The sequence below is a fragment of the Polynucleobacter sp. Tro8-14-1 genome (assembly GCF_018881655.1).
Taxonomy (GTDB): Bacteria; Pseudomonadota; Gammaproteobacteria; order Burkholderiales; family Burkholderiaceae; genus Polynucleobacter.
On sequence record NZ_JACVPX010000001.1, the window covers coordinates 69,047 to 85,462 of the forward strand.

General features: G+C 46.5%; 19 protein-coding genes and 1 tRNA gene. 8 read left to right on the top strand and 12 right to left on the bottom strand.

Features of this window, described 5'->3' with window-relative positions; genetic code table 11:
• The first annotated feature begins 4 nt into the window (after nt 1-4).
• Nucleotides 5-589: an SCO family protein gene (locus tag ICN34_RS00380; RefSeq protein WP_072582683.1), complete on the top strand. Its 585-nt coding sequence runs from the start codon at nt 5-7 to the stop codon at nt 587-589.
• 41 nt (nt 590-630) lie between these two features.
• Here the strand turns inward: ICN34_RS00380 and rpoH are convergent, their stop codons facing one another.
• Both rpoH and ftsY read right to left on the bottom strand, forming a co-directional pair.
• Complete coding sequence (gene rpoH / locus ICN34_RS00385) at nt 631-1,554, bottom strand: RNA polymerase sigma factor RpoH (protein WP_072582684.1); 924 nt, start codon at nt 1,552-1,554, stop codon at nt 631-633.
• A 93-nt stretch (nt 1,555-1,647) separates the two neighbouring features.
• Complete coding sequence (gene ftsY, locus ICN34_RS00390) at nt 1,648-2,538, bottom strand: signal recognition particle-docking protein FtsY (protein ID WP_072582685.1); 891 nt, start codon at nt 2,536-2,538, stop codon at nt 1,648-1,650.
• Between the two features lie 63 nt (nt 2,539-2,601).
• Here ftsY and ICN34_RS00395 point away from each other — a divergent pair, with 63 nt between their 5' ends.
• Genes ICN34_RS00395 through ICN34_RS00415 form a run of 5 tightly spaced genes read left to right on the top strand, consistent with a single transcriptional unit; the run spans nt 2,602 to nt 6,748 of the window.
• The gene (locus ICN34_RS00395) at nt 2,602-3,966 is read left to right on the top strand and encodes a pitrilysin family protein (RefSeq protein WP_072582686.1); all 1,365 of its coding nucleotides are present in this window, start codon (nt 2,602-2,604) and stop codon (nt 3,964-3,966) included.
• Complete coding sequence (locus ICN34_RS00400; RefSeq protein ID WP_216120185.1) at nt 3,966-5,303, top strand: pitrilysin family protein; 1,338 nt, start codon at nt 3,966-3,968, stop codon at nt 5,301-5,303. Before ICN34_RS00395 ends, ICN34_RS00400 begins: the two co-directional genes overlap by 1 nt.
• Nucleotides 5,275-5,922, top strand: a complete 648-nt coding sequence (rsmD, locus tag ICN34_RS00405; RefSeq protein WP_255538543.1) for a 16S rRNA (guanine(966)-N(2))-methyltransferase RsmD — start codon at nt 5,275-5,277, stop codon at nt 5,920-5,922. Before ICN34_RS00400 ends, rsmD begins: the two co-directional genes overlap by 29 nt.
• Nucleotides 5,923-5,958: 36 nt before the next feature.
• Nucleotides 5,959-6,456 (top strand): pantetheine-phosphate adenylyltransferase, encoded by a 498-nt coding sequence (gene coaD, locus ICN34_RS00410; RefSeq protein ID WP_072582688.1) that lies wholly within the window; start codon nt 5,959-5,961, stop codon nt 6,454-6,456.
• Between the two features lie 25 nt (nt 6,457-6,481).
• A complete protein-coding gene (locus ICN34_RS00415; protein ID WP_072582689.1) occupies nt 6,482-6,748 on the top strand; it encodes a YfhL family 4Fe-4S dicluster ferredoxin in 267 nt (88 codons plus the stop codon).
• A gap of 21 nt (nt 6,749-6,769) precedes the next feature.
• Here ICN34_RS00415 and pth read toward each other — a convergent pair whose 3' ends face one another.
• The 6 genes from pth to ICN34_RS00445 form a co-directional block, all read right to left on the bottom strand.
• Nucleotides 6,770-7,360 (bottom strand): aminoacyl-tRNA hydrolase, encoded by a 591-nt coding sequence (gene pth, locus ICN34_RS00420; RefSeq protein ID WP_216120186.1) that lies wholly within the window; start codon nt 7,358-7,360, stop codon nt 6,770-6,772.
• Between the two features lie 111 nt (nt 7,361-7,471).
• Complete coding sequence (locus ICN34_RS00425) at nt 7,472-8,116, bottom strand: 50S ribosomal protein L25/general stress protein Ctc (RefSeq protein ID WP_072582691.1); 645 nt, start codon at nt 8,114-8,116, stop codon at nt 7,472-7,474.
• A gap of 136 nt (nt 8,117-8,252) precedes the next feature.
• Nucleotides 8,253-9,218, bottom strand: coding sequence for a ribose-phosphate pyrophosphokinase (locus tag ICN34_RS00430; protein WP_215321077.1), 966 nt, complete (start codon nt 9,216-9,218; stop codon nt 8,253-8,255).
• Between the two features lie 54 nt (nt 9,219-9,272).
• Nucleotides 9,273-9,349 (bottom strand) — tRNA-Gln (locus ICN34_RS00435).
• Nucleotides 9,350-9,354: 5 nt separating this feature from the next.
• A complete protein-coding gene (gene ispE, locus ICN34_RS00440; protein WP_216120189.1) occupies nt 9,355-10,233 on the bottom strand; it encodes a 4-(cytidine 5'-diphospho)-2-C-methyl-D-erythritol kinase in 879 nt (292 codons plus the stop codon).
• Nucleotides 10,234-10,244: 11 nt separating this feature from the next.
• A complete protein-coding gene (locus ICN34_RS00445; protein WP_216120190.1) occupies nt 10,245-11,732 on the bottom strand; it encodes an outer membrane lipoprotein LolB in 1,488 nt (495 codons plus the stop codon).
• 35 nt (nt 11,733-11,767) lie between these two features.
• Here ICN34_RS00445 and mutM point away from each other — a divergent pair, with 35 nt between their 5' ends.
• Together mutM and mutY are read left to right on the top strand one after the other, a co-directional pair.
• Nucleotides 11,768-12,604, top strand: coding sequence for a bifunctional DNA-formamidopyrimidine glycosylase/DNA-(apurinic or apyrimidinic site) lyase (gene mutM / locus ICN34_RS00450; RefSeq protein WP_216120193.1), 837 nt, complete (start codon nt 11,768-11,770; stop codon nt 12,602-12,604).
• Complete coding sequence (gene mutY / locus ICN34_RS00455; protein WP_216120195.1) at nt 12,589-13,734, top strand: A/G-specific adenine glycosylase; 1,146 nt, start codon at nt 12,589-12,591, stop codon at nt 13,732-13,734. The genes mutM and mutY overlap by 16 nt, the downstream gene beginning before the upstream one ends.
• Here the strand turns inward: mutY and rapZ are convergent.
• The 4 genes from rapZ to hpf are packed head-to-tail and all read right to left on the bottom strand — an operon-like array spanning nt 13,679 to nt 16,374.
• Nucleotides 13,679-14,569, bottom strand: coding sequence for an RNase adapter RapZ (gene rapZ, locus ICN34_RS00460; RefSeq protein WP_216120197.1), 891 nt, complete (start codon nt 14,567-14,569; stop codon nt 13,679-13,681). The genes mutY and rapZ overlap by 56 nt on opposite strands.
• A gap of 3 nt (nt 14,570-14,572) precedes the next feature.
• The gene (hprK, locus tag ICN34_RS00465) at nt 14,573-15,559 is read right to left on the bottom strand and encodes an HPr(Ser) kinase/phosphatase (RefSeq protein WP_072582698.1); all 987 of its coding nucleotides are present in this window, start codon (nt 15,557-15,559) and stop codon (nt 14,573-14,575) included.
• Nucleotides 15,556-16,017 carry a PTS sugar transporter subunit IIA gene (locus ICN34_RS00470; RefSeq protein ID WP_072582699.1) on the bottom strand — a complete coding sequence of 154 codons (462 nt, stop codon included), beginning with the start codon at nt 16,015-16,017 and terminating at the stop codon, nt 15,556-15,558. The genes hprK and ICN34_RS00470 overlap by 4 nt, the downstream gene beginning before the upstream one ends.
• Before the next feature lie 33 nt (nt 16,018-16,050).
• The gene (gene hpf / locus ICN34_RS00475; protein ID WP_072582700.1) at nt 16,051-16,374 is read right to left on the bottom strand and encodes a ribosome hibernation-promoting factor, HPF/YfiA family; all 324 of its coding nucleotides are present in this window, start codon (nt 16,372-16,374) and stop codon (nt 16,051-16,053) included.
• Nucleotides 16,375-16,416: the final 42 nt, after the last annotated feature.

Below are 16,416 nucleotides of genomic sequence, written 5' to 3' on the forward strand. Positions count from 1 at the left end.
TCATATGAATTTTCTGCGCATTTGCTTTTTAGCAATTCTTTGTTTCGTATTGACTGCTTGCAGCCCAAAACCAGAGTTTAAAAATATTGATATCACTGGCAGCACCGCTTTCGGAAAAGACTTTAGTTTGGTAGATCCTGATGGCAAGGTGAGAACCTTGGCGGACTTTAAGGGAAAAGTAGTGGTGATGTTTTTTGGGTATACCCAGTGCCCTGATGTTTGCCCGACCACCTTAACTGAAATGCAGCAAGTTATGACGCTCTTGGGGTCTCAGTCCGATAAGGTGCAAGTACTTTTTGTCACTGTAGATCCTGAGCGCGATACTGCAGAGATTCTCAAGCAGTATGTCCCTGCCTTTGATCCTCGTTTCTTGGGTTTGCGTCCCGCAGATGAGGCAGCTTTGGAGAAGGTGACGAAAGACTTCAAGATTTATTACAAGAAGGTTCCAGGATCTAAGCCAGGCTCTTACACCATGGATCACACAGCGGGTAGCTATGCATTTGATCCTGAGGGTCATCTACGTTTGTATATCAAGCACGCTCAAGGTCCAGAGACCTTGGCGCATGACTTGAAAGAATTGCTTAAGTAAGAGAATTAAAGAAGTTTGCTGCCTGCAAACTTCTTGCTTGATTAAGCTGCTTGCAACAGGCCGCGCATCTTTTTGAGAGCGGCCGTTTCAATTTGACGAACACGCTCTGCTGAGATGCCATATTCGCTAGCAAGATCATGCAACGTCTTAGCGCCATTACCTTCGGCATCCATGGCCAACCAACGAGATTGCACAATATTGCGACTACGCTCATCTAAGGCCATCAGTGCTTGGTCTAGCTTCGGGCCTTGCAAGGCATCTGCTTCAGCGCTAGCAATGCGAGCGGTAGGCTCCTGAGAGTTATCCGCTAGCCATTGAATAGGGGCGTAAGCAGATTCATCATCGCTGTCATCGCCTTCTAGAGCGACATCTCCACCAGCAAGGCGCATTTCCATTTCTTTAACATCGGAACCTTTGACATCAAGTGCTTTGGCCAAGGCTTCAACTTCGCTCGGAGTAAGCGCACTTAATGTAGGTTTATTGCTGCGTAAGTTAAAGAATAGTTTGCGTTGTGCTTTGGTAGTTGCAGTTTTTACTAAGCGCCAATTCTTAAGAATGTACTCATGAATCTCTGCTTTGATCCAATGGATTGCATACGACACTAAACGTGCACCATTGTTTGGGTCATAGCGTTTAACGGCTTTCATCAAGCCAATATTGCCTTCTTGAATTAAGTCAGCATGCGGGATTCCATAGCCAAGATATTGGCGAGCAACAGAAACTACTAGGCGTAAATGAGAGAGCACTAAAGTTTTAGCGGCATCGACATTTTCAGTACGACGAAATTCCTGCGCAAGATGTAATTCTTCTGCAGCACTAAGCATTGGCACGCGATTAACGTACGAAATATATGAGTCGAGAGTGCCAACCCCAAGAGTTGGCAGCATCGGAAATGCAGACGCCGACGCAGTCTGCGCGACTGGCAGCGTTTGCAAATTCGGTTTGTCGGATTTCTTTTGAACCATTTTTTCTTATAAATATGATGTATTAGTAGAAGTCTATTTTAGCACTCTTGTCAAGAGAGTGCTAATGGTTTTAATGACCTCTAAGCTATTGAATTAATTGAATAATTCAGATGAATATTGTTCTGCTGTGAAGGGGGCTAAATCTTCAATCCCTTCGCCCTTGCCTAGGGCTAGAACAGCGGGTTTTGGGCCATCTTGTAGGGTGTGGGCTAGGGCGCAGATCACGCCGCCCTTAGCGGTGCCATCAAGCTTGGTAACAATGATTCCAGTGAGGCCAAGGGCGGCATGGAAGGCCTTTACCTGGCTCAAGCCGTTCTGTCCGGTATTGCCATCCAAAACAAGCAGGGTGTGGTGAGGCGCCCCAGGTAGCGCTTTACCAATGACACGTTTGACTTTCTTAAGCTCTTCCATGAGGTTGTCTTGGGTAGCAAGACGCCCTGCAGTGTCAATGATGAGAATATCGTTCTTACGAGAGATGGCAGCATGAATGGCGTCGTGTGCAACGGCTGCTGCATCACCACCTTCTTGAGTAATAACGTCAACCTGGTTGCGTCCACCCCACTCCTGAAGCTGGTTACGTGCCGCAGCTCTAAAGGTATCGCCAGCAGCCAAAAGAACTGACTTACCTTGAGACTGAAAGAGTCGGCAGAGTTTACCAATGGTCGTAGTCTTACCTGCTCCATTTACCCCTACAACCAACCACACCTCTGGGGTGTTAGGCTTATCACTTGTAAATAGTGGGTTTGGCGAAGGTTCAATAGCAGTTAATAGGGTGCTGACTTCTTGAATGAGAAGAGCTTGTAACTCCTCTGGGCTAGAAGCCTTTTCAGACTTTGCTGCTTTACGTAGTTTGGTGATGAGTTGTTCGGTCGTAGGTAGACCCACATCACTTTGAATGAGTGATTCTTCTAAAGTTTCAAACCAAGATTCATCAATCTTGCTTGATTTAAAAAGGGATCCGAGGGTTTTACGTAAGCCGAACATAATCGATACAATTTAAACCTTGCATCTTATCAATTTAATTCTAGGGATATGGTGATTTAGCAGATGCTTTCCAATTTACTTCGAATTTCCTTTTTATTCTTTGTATTTAGTCAACTTACTTGGGCTGCTGGTCCTGATTCAGAGGATACGCATGAGTATCAGTTGAGCAATGGCCTCAAATTGATTGTCAGGGAAGATCATCGTGCGCCAACGGTAGCTCATATGGCTTGGTATCGTGCTGGATCAATGGATGAGGTCAATGGGAAGACGGGCGTTGCACACGTGCTTGAACACATGATGTTTAAGGGTACCGACAAAGTGAAGGCAGGCGAATTTTCTCGCTTGGTAGCCGCGGTCGGTGGGCGCGAGAATGCATTTACCTCGCGCGATTACACCGCTTATTTTCAGCAAGTTGAAAAATCAAAATTAGAAGACGTGATCAAGCTTGAAGCGGATCGTATGTCTAACCTCAATTTTGATGATGCAGAATTCTTAAAAGAAATTCAGGTCATCATGGAAGAGCGCCGTTTACGAACAGAAGACAATCCTAGTAGTTTGCTCAACGAATCATTAATGGCAACTGCTTATATGAGCTCCCCATATCGCCATCCGGTCATTGGTTGGATGAATGACTTAGAGAATATGAAAGCATCCGATGCGCGAGATTGGTATCGCAGTTGGTATAAGCCAAACAATGCAACCGTAGTCATCAGCGGTGATGTGGATGCTAAAAAAGTGTTGAATATGGCAGAGAGGTATTACGGCGCTGCCGCTGCCCATGAGTTACCAGTGCGTAAGCCACAAATTGAGTCGCCTCAAAAAGGGATTAAGCAGGTTCAGGTAAAGGCGCCAGCTGATAGCGCTCAATTGGCCATGGCTTGGAAGGTGCCCCGTCTCGAGCCTGGCAAGCTGGATGACCCCGAGCCATATGCCTTAGAGCTTCTGACAGCAGTGCTGGATGGCTATGACAATGCCCGCTTAAATCGCACTCTCGTTAAGCAGGAAAAAGTAGTGAATGATGTGGGTGTTGGCTACGACATGATTTCTCGTGGGCCAGAACTATTCTTAATTAGCGCCACGATGGCTAAAGGAAAAACAGTCGATCAGGCTCAGGTAAGCATCCGCAAGGCGCTTGACGAATTAAAGCAAAAAGGGATTCTGGAGTCTGAACTCAAGAGAATTAAGGTACGCATTCTGTCTGAGCAAATCTATAAGCGCGACTCTATCTTTGGTCAAGCAATGGAAATTGGTAGTACAGAGATGGCAGGATTTTCTTGGAAGGACATCGATTACATGCTAGAGAAAATGCAAACCATTACACCTGAGCAAGTGCAGGCAGTCGCAAAAAAATATCTGGTTGATGAGGGTTTGACGATTGCGGTATTGGATCCTCAGGCGCGTCAAACTGCAGGTAAGGAGAGCAAGTGATGAATGTCTTCGTTAAGAGTATTTCAGTTTGTCTCTTTACTTTTTGCTTGTTTAGTAACGCGCACGCCATCTTGCCGATTGAGAAGTTAGATTCTTATAAGGGCGCCAAGGCATATTTAGTGCAAACCAAAGCGCTGCCGATGGTAGACATTGAAGTGAGCATTGATGCGGGCGATCGCTATGACCCGGCTGGCAAAAGTGGCCTAGCCGATATGGTTGCCGGCCTGATGAATTATGGGGTGAAGAGCGAAAAAGGGGTTCTCACTGAAGCTCAAATAGCTGATGAAATCGCTGATCTAGGAGCCAATATTGGCTTGTCTGTGAGCGGCGAGCGAGCAATCTTGCGCATTCGCAGTTTGAGTCGAAAAGACTTGCGCGATAGAGCGGTACAACTAGCCGCTGCTATGTTGAGCGCGCCGACTTACGATTCAAAAATTGTTGAGCGTGAGAAACAAAGAACGATAACGAGTTTGCTTGAGGCGGAAACTAAGCCCGAGTTTGTTCTCGAACGTCGTTTTAAAAAATCAGTGTATGGAAACTATCCCCTAGCTGATTCGCCAACAGTGAAATCAGTTGCTGCTGTAAGTGTGAATGACTTAGTGCAATTTCATAAGCAGTTTTATCGCGGTGACCGCATGATTGTGAGTATTGTTGGCGATATTGATCGCGCTCAAGCAGAAGAAATCGTCAAAGCTTTGTTAAAGCAGATTCCTGCTTCAGGTCAGCCCATCGCAAAGTTGCCTGAACTCGAGCGCTCTCCCGTAGAGCCTCTGGCGCAAAGAGAAATTCAAATTCCTTTTGACTCTCAGCAGGCTCACATTGCTATGGGGATGACGGCGGTTGCTCGCAACAACCCTGATTACTTCCCCTTACTGGTTGGTAACTATGTTTTAGGCGGGGGCGGTTTTGTCTCTCGCTTGATGGCTGAGGTGCGTGAGAAGCGCGGTCTGGCATACAGCGTGTTTAGTTACTTTATTCCTGGAAAAGAGAATGGCATTTTTCAAGCGGGTCTACAAACCAAGAGTGATCAGGCTGCGCTGGCTTTAGAGGTGATGAGTTCTACCACTGCTCAATTTATCGCCGATGGACCTACTCCATCTGAGCTTGTGGCTGCTAAAGCAAACTTAGTGAATGGTTACCCGCTGCGGATTGATAACAATCGTAAGTTGTTGGATAACGTCTCTTCAATTGCATGGAATGACCTGCCGCTCGATACGATGGATGTATGGACTAAGCAAGTTGAGGCGGTAACTTTAGAGCAGGTAAATGCTGCATTCAAAAAATATCTTGCAATGGATCGTATGAAGATTGTTGTATTGGGAGCAAAAAATAAATAAGCTCAATAAAGCAAACAAGCTTCTAAAGACTGAGCCGCCGAAGAAGGTGCGGATTATTGGCGGCAACTGGAGAAGCCGTTTGCTAACGGTTTTGGATCTTCCTGGCCTACGCCCTACAACTGATCGTATTCGGGAAACGCTATTTAATTGGCTAGGACAAGATTTAACAGGTTTACGATGCCTAGATCTTTTTGCCGGTACCGGTGCTTTGGGTTTTGAGGCCGCATCAAGAGGTGCTGCATTAGTAGTATTACTTGAGAAAGAAAAAAGGGCTTGCGCAAACTTAACGGCCAATTTTGCTTTATTGCAGTCTTCGCCGGCCGCCGGCCTCGTAAAAATTTTGCAACGAGATAGCCTTGAGTTTCTGAAGCAGCAGGCAGATCGTTCCAGCAATTTAATTTTTATTGATCCACCATTTCAGGATTCGGGCTTATTAGATCGCGCCGTTATCCAGGCAGCTAGGGTGTGTGATGACTCTGCAGGCGGTGGTATTTATGTGGAATTTCCCTCTAGTCGTCCACGCGAGGAGGTAGAGGCCCTACTACCGGACTGGCATTGTGGAAAATACTTAGAGGCTGGACAGGTAAAAGCTTGTCTATTTCGGAGTGGAAGAGGCTAAACTCTTGCCTGTAGCCGATAAAGCCTTAGGAACGTTATGACAGTTGCCGTATACCCTGGAACATTTGATCCATTTACTCGTGGTCACGAGGACTTGGTTCGCCGCGCATCGAGCATTTTTACGGAGTTGATTGTGGGTGTTGCCGACAGTCGCAGCAAACGTCCATTCTTCAATTTAGAAGAGCGCATTGCTATCGCTAAGGAAGTGCTTGGCCACTATCCGAATGTAAAAGTCGTTGGCTTTACTGGCTTATTAAAAGATTTTGCACGCGAGCATCAAGCGCGCGTGATCGTACGGGGTTTACGCGCCGTATCCGATTTTGAATACGAGTTCCAAATGGCAGGTATGAATCGTTACCTGCTTCCTGATGTCGAAACGCTGTTCTTAACCCCATCCGATCAGTATCAATTTATCTCAGGCACTTTCGTACGTGAGATTGCTTCAATGGGTGGTGATGTGAGTAAGTTTGTTTTTCCATCAGTGGAAAAATGGCTCGTCAGGAAAATTGCTTCAGGTACTCAGAATAAAGAGTGACCAAATGAAATTTGGCGAGTAAATCATGGCATTAATGATCACGGACGAATGCATCAACTGCGATGTCTGCGAGCCAGAGTGTCCGAATGATGCTATTTACATGGGTCTGGAGATTTATGAAATTAATCCTGATAAATGTACTGAATGCGTAGGTCACTATGATGCCCCCCAATGTCGCCAGGTCTGTCCAGTCGACTGCATTCCATTTAATCCTGAGCATACCGAAACTCAAGAGCAGTTAATGATGAAGTTCACGCTTTTAACTGCTGCCAAAAAAGCCAATACAGCTTAACTGAGCAGCTTAGTTCAGTACTTAGCCCTTGGAATGCAACTCCATCATGGCGGTTTGAGTGTCGCCTTTTAAAAAGAGCGGCAAAATTTGCAGACCATTTTCAATGCTGGCATCAATGAGTTTTTGCTCGGCTAATTGAGGTCTACGTAATACATAATCTGCAACATCCATAGGACGTCCATCACCAGCTACATCTCTAGGGTGGCCAATGCCTAAGCGTAAGCGCCAATAATCTGGGGTACTTAAATGCGCTTGGATATCTTTCAAGCCATTGTGGCCGCCAGTGCCGCCACCTAACTTCAGGCGTGCAGTACCAGGCTTTAAATCCAGTTCATCTTGCACCACCAAAATATCTGCAGGAGTGATTTTGTGAAAGCGGCATAGCGCGCCAACTGATTGCCCACTTAGGTTCATGTAAGTGCTTGGCTTGAGTAAGTAAAGATCTTCGCCTTCCCATTTGGCTTTGGCTACTTTGCCATGAAAGCGTTTTTCAGATTCAAAACGAGTGCTTAGTTGTTTTGCCATTGCGTCAACAAACCAGAAGCCAGCATTGTGCCGATCTTCTTCATGCTCATCTCCAGGGTTGCCCAGGCCAACAATTAATTTAGTCATGCTGAGAGTTTAAAGATATAAAAGCATTTCGCCAAAAAAGAATGAAAACTGGGGGCAATAAAAAAGGCCCGCTTGCGCAGGCCTTCTTGTACAAGCGATTGAGCTAAGTAATTAAGCTTTATCCTTTGGCGCTTCAGCTGCAGGGGCAGCCGCTGCTGGTGCAGCAGGCGCATCTGTAGGCTCAGCAGCTTTAACTGCTGGGATACGTGCGTTAGCAAGTACTGGGTTCTCTTGCTCAACATGTAATACCAAAGTAACGCCTTTTGGCAATGCGATGTCTTTAGCATGAATACCATGACCAACTTCAATCTTCGCCAAGTCCACTTCAATGAACTCTGGCAAGTCTGCTGGCAAGCAAGAAACTTCAATTTCAGTAAGGATGTGGCTAATAACGGCACCTTGCAATTTCACAGCAGCTGAAGTGTCAGCATTAGTGAAGTGCAATGGAACGCGCATATGAACTTTCTCAGACGCGGATACGCGCTGGAAGTCAATGTGCAATACCAATGGCTTGAATGGATGCATTTGGTAATCGCGCAACAACACTTTTTGTGTCTTACCGCTAATTTCCAAATCCAAAATGGATGAGTGAAATGCTTCCTTGCGGAGAGCATGGAACAACGCGTTATGGTCTAACTCGATGACCAAGGCTGGATCTTTACTACCGTAAACGATTCCCGGAGTTTTTCCGGAATTGCGCAGACGGCGGCTCGCACCCGTTCCCTGTACGCTTCTTTCAAAGGCAACTACTTTCATGATGATTTTCCTAGTTAAGGTTAATTTCCGTTCGCGACCAAACAGAAAAGCCTTCGATTATATCGTGGGAAAGGGTGTTTTTGCCTGCAAAAGGCTTAAAACTGCCAAAAACCAGGGTAAAACGGTGATTTTTGGCTTATTCAGCAAACATCGACATCACTGAATCACCTTTGCTAATGCGGGAAAGGGTTTCAGCGAGGATCGGAGCAACGCTCAATTGGCGAATTTTGGATACTTTCATGGCCTCTGCGGTCAAGGGAATGGTGTCAGTAACAACCAACTCATCCAATTCAGAAGCAGCAATACGAGCTACAGCACCGCCTGAGAGCACGGCGTGAGTACAGTAAGCGGTAACGCCCTTAGCACCACGCTCTTTAAGCGCTTCAGCGGCTTTACAGAGGGTTCCGCCGGTATCGATGATGTCATCCATGATGACGCAATGGCGGCCTTCTACTTCGCCAATAAGGTGCATTACTTCAGATACGTTTGCTTTAGGGCGGCGTTTATCAATAATCGCCAAATCAGTGCCCAATTGCTTAGCCATTGCACGGGCTCGAACCACACCACCAATGTCTGGAGACACGATGATCAGATCTTTTTTAGTTTTCTGCGCTTCTAAGTCAGCCAAAAGGACTGGAGAGGCATAAATGTTATCTACTGGGATATCAAAGAAACCCTGAATTTGGTCGGCATGCAGATCCATGGTCAAAACACGCTCAATGCCAGCTACTGACTGAAGCATGTTGGCCACAATGCGAGCGGAAATAGCTACGCGAGCAGAGCGAGGGCGGCGGTCTTGACGGGCATAACCGAAGTAAGGAATCACTGCGGTTATACGGCTTGCAGATGCTCGTTTCAGAGCATCAATCATGATCATGAGTTCCATCAAGCTGTCATTAGTAGGTGCGCAGGTTGATTGGATTACCACGACATTTTTGCCGCGGACGTTCTCTTGAATTTCTACTTGAATCTCGCCATCAGAGAATCGGCCAACAAAGGCTTTTCCCATTGGGAGTTTGAGTTCTTTGGCTACAGCCTCAGCCAAAACGGGATTTGCGTTGCCTGTGAAAAGAGTCAATAAATCTGCGTTTGTGGAGGACATAGTCTTATGGGTTTTGTGGGGTCAAAAGGTTATCTTTATCGTTTCTACAGTACTTGGCAGGGGAAGAAGGATTCGAACCTTCGCATGCTGGAATCAAAATCCAGTGCCTTAACCAGCTTGGCGATTCCCCTACAGGTCAATCTGAAGAAATCAAATTGTAAGCGGGATTTTTATTTAGCCCCCGAACAACCCGACCTACCCACCCTTCAGGAAGATTTTGCAGAAGATTTTCTAGTTTTGCGGTATCAGTCTTAGGGTCTAAGACTGCAAAAACGCTACTTCCAGAGCCAGACATTCGGGGCTGTGAGCCCGGTACTGCCTGGGTAATCCAATCCAAAGCTTGCTTCACTTCTGGGCAAATCCGCATCGCTACGGCCTGACAATCATTTGATTGATACAACAATGGCGATGCAAGAAAGCCATCAATTGTAATCTGAGCGTGATCTCGGGTCAATTCCGGGTCTTGAAAAATGCTTACGGTTGCGATGCCCTGATTGGGAAATATCACCAAAAAATCAGGGGTTTGGAGGGAAATTTCTTGAATTTTCTCCCCAATGCCTTCAACAAAGGCATTTTGACCAAAAATGAAGAAGGGGACATCGGCACCGAGCTGAAGCCCAAGGTTGCAAAGTATTTCTTTGGAGAGATTGAGATTCCAAAGGGCGTTAAGACCAATCAATGTAGTTGCTGCGTCAGAGGAACCACCCCCCATACCTGCACCCATCGGGATTTCTTTGTGAAGATTAATTTCAACACCAGCCTCAATCTTGCAAAATTCTTTTAGTAAATTAGCTGCGCGAACTACCAAATCTTGCTCGGGCGGAACTCCGGGAATGGGATTAATGCGGCGCACTTCATTTTCAGCAATGCTTTTTAAGTGGATGGTGTCACACCAGTCAATCAGTTGAAAGACGGATTGGAGTAAGTGATAACCATCTGCTCTACGTCCGACGATGTGTAAAAAAAGATTGAGCTTAGCCGGCGAACGAAGAAATAAAGAATCGGATTTCGCCATTATTATTTTGCTTAGTCATTCGGGCGGTCAAACACGAGACGTATATCAATCGAGCCGATATTCGAGGTACGTGTCATCGTGAGCTTTTCGAGGCGATTGGTATTGCTCCAGGTATATACCAAGTCCCAGCCATCCTGACTAATTTTGCTTACTTGACCATTTGCATCTCTATCAACACTTGCCTCGCTTCCAGGACGCACTTCGCCTCTTAACCAGTTTGATAATCCGCGCGCTGGTAGTGGTAGGCCTAATGTGTTTTGCAATAAGGTGTCTGCATCAACTGCAGTAACTACTTTGCCATCACTTTCGAGTGTGGCTTCACCCGGCGTAATAGTAATTTTTGCAATCGAGCCACCCATGGGATTGCGTATTTCTAAAACATCCTTTAATGCTTCTTGGGACAAGGTAAAACCACCAGAGCCACCTTGGTTTTGTGACTCAGTTAAGCCGATGACTTTGACGGCAAAGCGCCCATCCCATGAGTTCTTAGATGCTTGGTCATCCGTTGCCCAGTCTGGCTTTAGGCGTTGCAAAGTTTCTTTCAGGGTTGGATTATTAGCGTCTATTTTTTGTCCCTGGCGCCACATCTCTTCAGCTTCCGCACGGCGATTCATGACCCATAACACTTCACCAGTATGAGCCGCAATATCCGCTTCTGGTTTCATAGCAAATGCTTGTTGTAATTGTTCTAATGCAAGGGTATTTTTACCTAGACGAAAATTGACCCAGCCCAAGCTGTCCAAAATAAAACTATCTTTTGGAGACAGCTGATGCGCTTTACTGATGAGCGCATATGCTTCAGGTAACTTCATATTGCGGTCGGCTAAAGAATAGCCAAGGGCATTAAGAGAATTTACATCGTTTGGGTTCTTGCGCAAAATGTCACGCAGTGTTTTTTCCATCACATCTATATGACCTACTTTTTCAGCAGACATGGCATAGGTATAAAGTAGGCCTGGATCTTTGAGTGGAATCTTGACGGTAGATGCGATTTCATAAAAAGCGCGTAAAGCATCCGACTCATCTTTCGCTTTAGCAAGCAATGCTTGTAATTGCAAAAGAGTATTTTCTTGTTCCGCGGGAGTTTGTTGGCGCAATAAAGTAATTGCTGGCTTGACAGCATCAGACCAGCGATTACTTAAGATCAATAGCGTTACCAGGACTTCTTTAGGTTTGGTATCCGAAGCTGGAGAGAGTTCATCCCAAGTTTTTGCTGCTTGCATAGCTAAATCTGGGGATCCTCCAGCAATTGCAATTTCCATGGCTCTTTGGGCTAGCCTGGGGTCCTGGTATTGGCGCGCCATCTCCAGATAGGTGTTGTAAGCCAAGCCAGCCTCACCCCGCTGAAGGGCGATTTCGGAGGCGAGCACCTCAAACACCGCTTCGCCAGTTTGCAATCCATTTGCCTGGGTTTGGGCATGGGCTGATGAAATGACTCCACCAGTGAGGGCCGCCAGGAATAAACCCTTTAAAAGAGGTTTCAGTGTGAATTTACTCATAAGCACATTCTAATCCGCGAATCTACAATCCATTTATGCCAGAACTTCCAGAAGTAGAAGTCACCCGATTAGGAATCGCCCCCCATCTGGAGGGGCGCAAGGTCAGCGCCGTCAAGATTATTGATGGACGCTTGCGTTGGCCAGTGCCCGCCAACCTCTCTAAAAGCTTGCCTGGGCAAACAGTGCATGCCATTGAGAGGCGTGGGAAGTATCTTTTATTAGAAATGGATACGGGCTACTTGCTGATTCATTTGGGGATGACGGGAACTTTGCGTGTACTCCCAGGTTCGGACCCCCCCAAGATTCATGATCGCGTGACGCTAGAGTTCGGTAAGTTCAGCTTGCGTTTGCATGACCCACGAAAATTTGGTGCCGTTTTATGGCATCCCAAATCAAAAGGTCCCATTGAAGCATTTGCGCTTTTGCAAAAGTTAGGCGTTGAGCCATTTTCTCCGGAGTTTGCGGGTGAGCTGGGCGCGGATATTTTGTATCAAAAATCCCGCAAACGCAGTGTTGCTGTGAAGCAGTTTCTTTTGGCAGGGCAAGCGGTTGTCGGTGTTGGCAATATTTATTGTTCTGAAAGTTTATTTGAGGCGGGTATTCATCCAGCTAAAGCTGCAGGAAAGCTCACACGTCCGCAATGTTCTCGTTTGGCTGAAGCGGTGAGATTGATTTTGAAAAAAGCTATTGCAGCTGGCGGTAGTAGTTTGAAAGATTTTGTAAATAGCGATGGTGATCCTGGGCACTTTATGGTCCAAACCAAGGTCTATGACCGCAAAGGCTTGCCATGTAAGGTGTGTAAGTCGCCTATTAGGCAGATAGTGCAGGGCCAGCGCTCCACTTATTTTTGTACTCAATGTCAAAAACGCTGATCAACACATTTGCATCAAAGCTTGTTGCTTGGCATGCGATCAGTGGGCGCTCAGGTTTGCCTTGGCAAGGTAATCGAGACCCTTATGCAGTGTGGGTTTCAGAAATCATGTTGCAACAAACTCAAGTGGCTACGGTCCTTGAGCGCTACCCACGTTTTATGAAACGCTTTCCAACGGTTAAAAAATTAGCCGCTGCTGATATCGACGAGGTATTGGCTGAGTGGGCGGGATTAGGGTATTACTCGCGCGCGAGAAATCTACATGTTTGCGCAAAGCAGGTCATGACAGAGTTCGGCGGCAAGTTCCCAAGTGACCCCATTTTGCTTGAGCAATTAAAAGGGATTGGGCGATCTACAGCTGGCGCAATCGCTGCATTTGCTTTTCATGAGCGAGCACCTATTTTGGATGCGAATGTGAAACGCATTCTGGCACGTTTATTTGCGATTGAAGGCGCGATACAAGATAAGAAGATCAACGATCGACTGTGGGATTTAGCAATAGATTTACTACCAACTAAGCCTACAGATATGCCGGTCTATACCCAGGCACTGATGGACTTTGGCGCTACTTGGTGTACGTCACGCAAACCAGTATGTTTAGGGTTAGAAAAAAAATGCCCATTCGCAAAAGACTGCCAAGCCAATTTAAGCGGTCAAGTCCTTTTGCTTCCACAAAAAACCAAGAAGACCAAATCCCCAGAATTTGATTGCAATATGTTGTTGATGCGTTCGGCTAACTCCATCCTCTTGCAAAAGCGCCCGAGTAATGCCATTTGGGGTGGTCTATGGTCTTTGCCTGAAGGACCGTGGACCCCTAGGGTAGCTCGTGCAAAAGTTGTTGAGATAAGCCCACAGGAATTATTGGCAGCTACATTGCCCGAAGAAAAATCGGCAGCACTTACAAAAGCTTGTAAAGCCATAAATCAGGCCGAAGAAATTAAGCATGTCTTTACGCACCGCAAATTGTGGATGCAGATATGGCAGGTAAGCGCTCCAAAAGAGTTGGTCTTTTTAAATCCAGATCTGAAGTGGGTCCCCTTGGCTCAGCTAGGGCGCCATGGCTTGCCGCAGCCGATTAAGCTTTTGCTGCAGGGATTGAATCTAGTTCGCGGTGACGATCTAAAAAATTAAGCTGCAAGTCCATGAGGTCTTTTTGGGCGCGGAAGTGTTCGCTCAAGCGGCCTACGAGATAGACAGAGCGATGTTGGCCGCCAGTACAACCAATGGCAACCGTCAAATAACTGCGACCATCAGCAATGTAATGGGGCAACCACTTGTTAATGAATTGGGTGATGTCGGATTCCATGCTCCTGACTTCTGGAATTTTTTCCAGAAATTCCTTAACGGGCTTGTCGTTGCCGGTCAGTGGTCTGAGTGCGTTGTCATAGTGGGGGTTTGGTAGACAACGCACATCAAAAACTAAGTCCGCTTCGCTGGGCACGCCCTTTTTAAAACCAAATGACTCAAAAACTACTGTGAGACCTACCGGTTTGTCTTTGAGGAGATCTTGAATCCAGGAACGCAATGCATGAGCAGGTAGGTTGCTGGTATCGATGCTGTGCGCTTGGGCACGTAAGGGCTCGAGCAAATTACGCTCTTTATCAATTGCCTCAATCAGAGTTGCCGATTGAGATTGTTTGCCATTAGTAGATAAGGGGTGGCGACGACGGGTTTCTGAAAAGCGTTGCACCAAAGTATTGGTATCGGCATTCAGGAATACCACTCTGACCTGATGATTTTTGCGTAGGTTCTCGAGAATGGACGGCAAGTTTGCAATAGATTGTCCGCGACGAGCATCTATGGCGACCGCAACTTGTTCGCACTTTTCTTTTTCAAGAGTGGAGATGAGGTTTTCGAGAAGTGAGACGGGAAGATTGTCTACGCAGTCATAGCCAGCATCTTCAAAAGCCCTCAGGGCTACTGATTTACCTGAGCCTGATATTCCGGTAATCAGATTGATCTGCATAGCTTAGAGTAGGCGTCCTTGGGACTTTGATGACTCTGACTCCGCATTCATCTGAATACGTTGACGCTCGATAAATTCTTTTAAGGTATCGATACCGCGCAATTGCAAAATGGTATTGCGTACAGCAGCTTCAACTAGTACGGCTAAGTTGCGACCTGCAGCCACCTGAATTTTGACCGTACGAATGGGGATGCCTAGTACGTCGATATGCTGGGCCTCAAGGGGTAGACGCTCAAATTCGCCATCGGTTCTGCGAACGAGCTGAACAATCAGGCGTAGTTTTAATTTACGACGCACTGCTGTTTCACCAAAGATCGTCCGAATATCGAGCAATCCCAGTCCACGTACCTCAAGTAGGTTGCGCAAGATGACGGGGCAGCGACCCTCAATGTAATCAGGTCCAAGACGTGCAAAGTCAACTGCATCATCGGCTACCAATCCATGTCCACGAGAAATAAGTTCGAGGCCTAATTCACTTTTACCTAGGCCAGATTCGCCAGTAAGAAGTACACCCAAGCCCAGAATGTCCATGAAGACACCATGCATGGTGATTTGAGGGGCACCAATTTTGGTTAAGTAAGTGCGTAAATGATCAATCACTTCCGCAGCAGAAATGGCGGTGGTGAATAGCGGTGTTGAGGAGCGCTGGCAGAATAGTTGCAAGTCTGGATCCGCACTCTTACCATCAGCCACAATGACACAAGGAGGCATCTTGGAGATCAAACTGGCAATTTGCTCTTGCCTTTGTTTTGGCTCCAGAGCTGCGTGATATTCAACCTCTTGCTCGCCGAAGATTTGAATACGGCTTGGGTGAATAAGATTTAAGTGACCTACTAAGTCGGAGCTGGCTGCAGCTATTTTTACAGCTTCTGGAGGGAAGGTGCGGTCGGCACCTTCAAGACCGCCAATCCAAGACAACTTTAATTCTGAAACATTGTCATCAAAAATCTGCTGAGCAGTTACTCCTTCTAGGAGTAATGGCTGAGTCATTTTGCTGTACCCCAGTGTTGTAAGAGTTCGCAAACCTTTAAGGGGTCTGCAGTAGACGATAAGGTCTCGCGAGCATCTGCATCCGACAGCAACTGAGCAATCGAAGACAAAATTTCTAAATGTTGTTGGGTGGCTTTTTCTGGGACTAGCAAGAAAATCAAGATGGAAACCGCTTCACCATCCGGAGCTGCAAACTCAATAGGGTTTTGCAGTCTCATAAAAGCGGCACTTGGCTGCTTTAGGCCTTTCACACGTCCGTGAGGGATGGCTACACCAGCGCCGAGGGCGGTAGAGCCTAAATCTTCACGAGCATTGAGGAACTCTATAACGGAGTTTGCTGCTATTCCTGTTTGTTTAGAAAATAGTTCTCCAGCGGCTGCAAATGCATCAGCCCTGCTTGTGGCGAGGATATCTAATGCAATGCAGTCGGGAGTAAAAAGATTGGTCAGGGCATTCATGTGAATTGATTATAGGTGTCCTGACGTACTAGATCACTCAAAATGCTTTTCGTGGTGATGATCTTGAATCTTTTCTTTGTGTTTGACAACTTGACGCTCTAACTTATCAACCACTGCATCCATAGCGTGATAGAGGTCAGCATTGTGTGCTTCAGCGAACAGATCTTTCCCTTTAAGGTGAATGGTGATCTCGGCGCTTTGACGCAGGTCCTTCTCTTTGGCTTTATCTACTACCAGGAAGGCAGACGCATCAATGACGTGATCGAAGTGCTTACGAATTTTGGTTAGACCCGCCTCAAGATGAGAGCGCATGGCAGGGGTAACTTCCACGTGACGGCTATTAATTTTCAAATTCATTAGCGACTCCTTTTATAGATGCTATAGATGCGTGCGCATAGT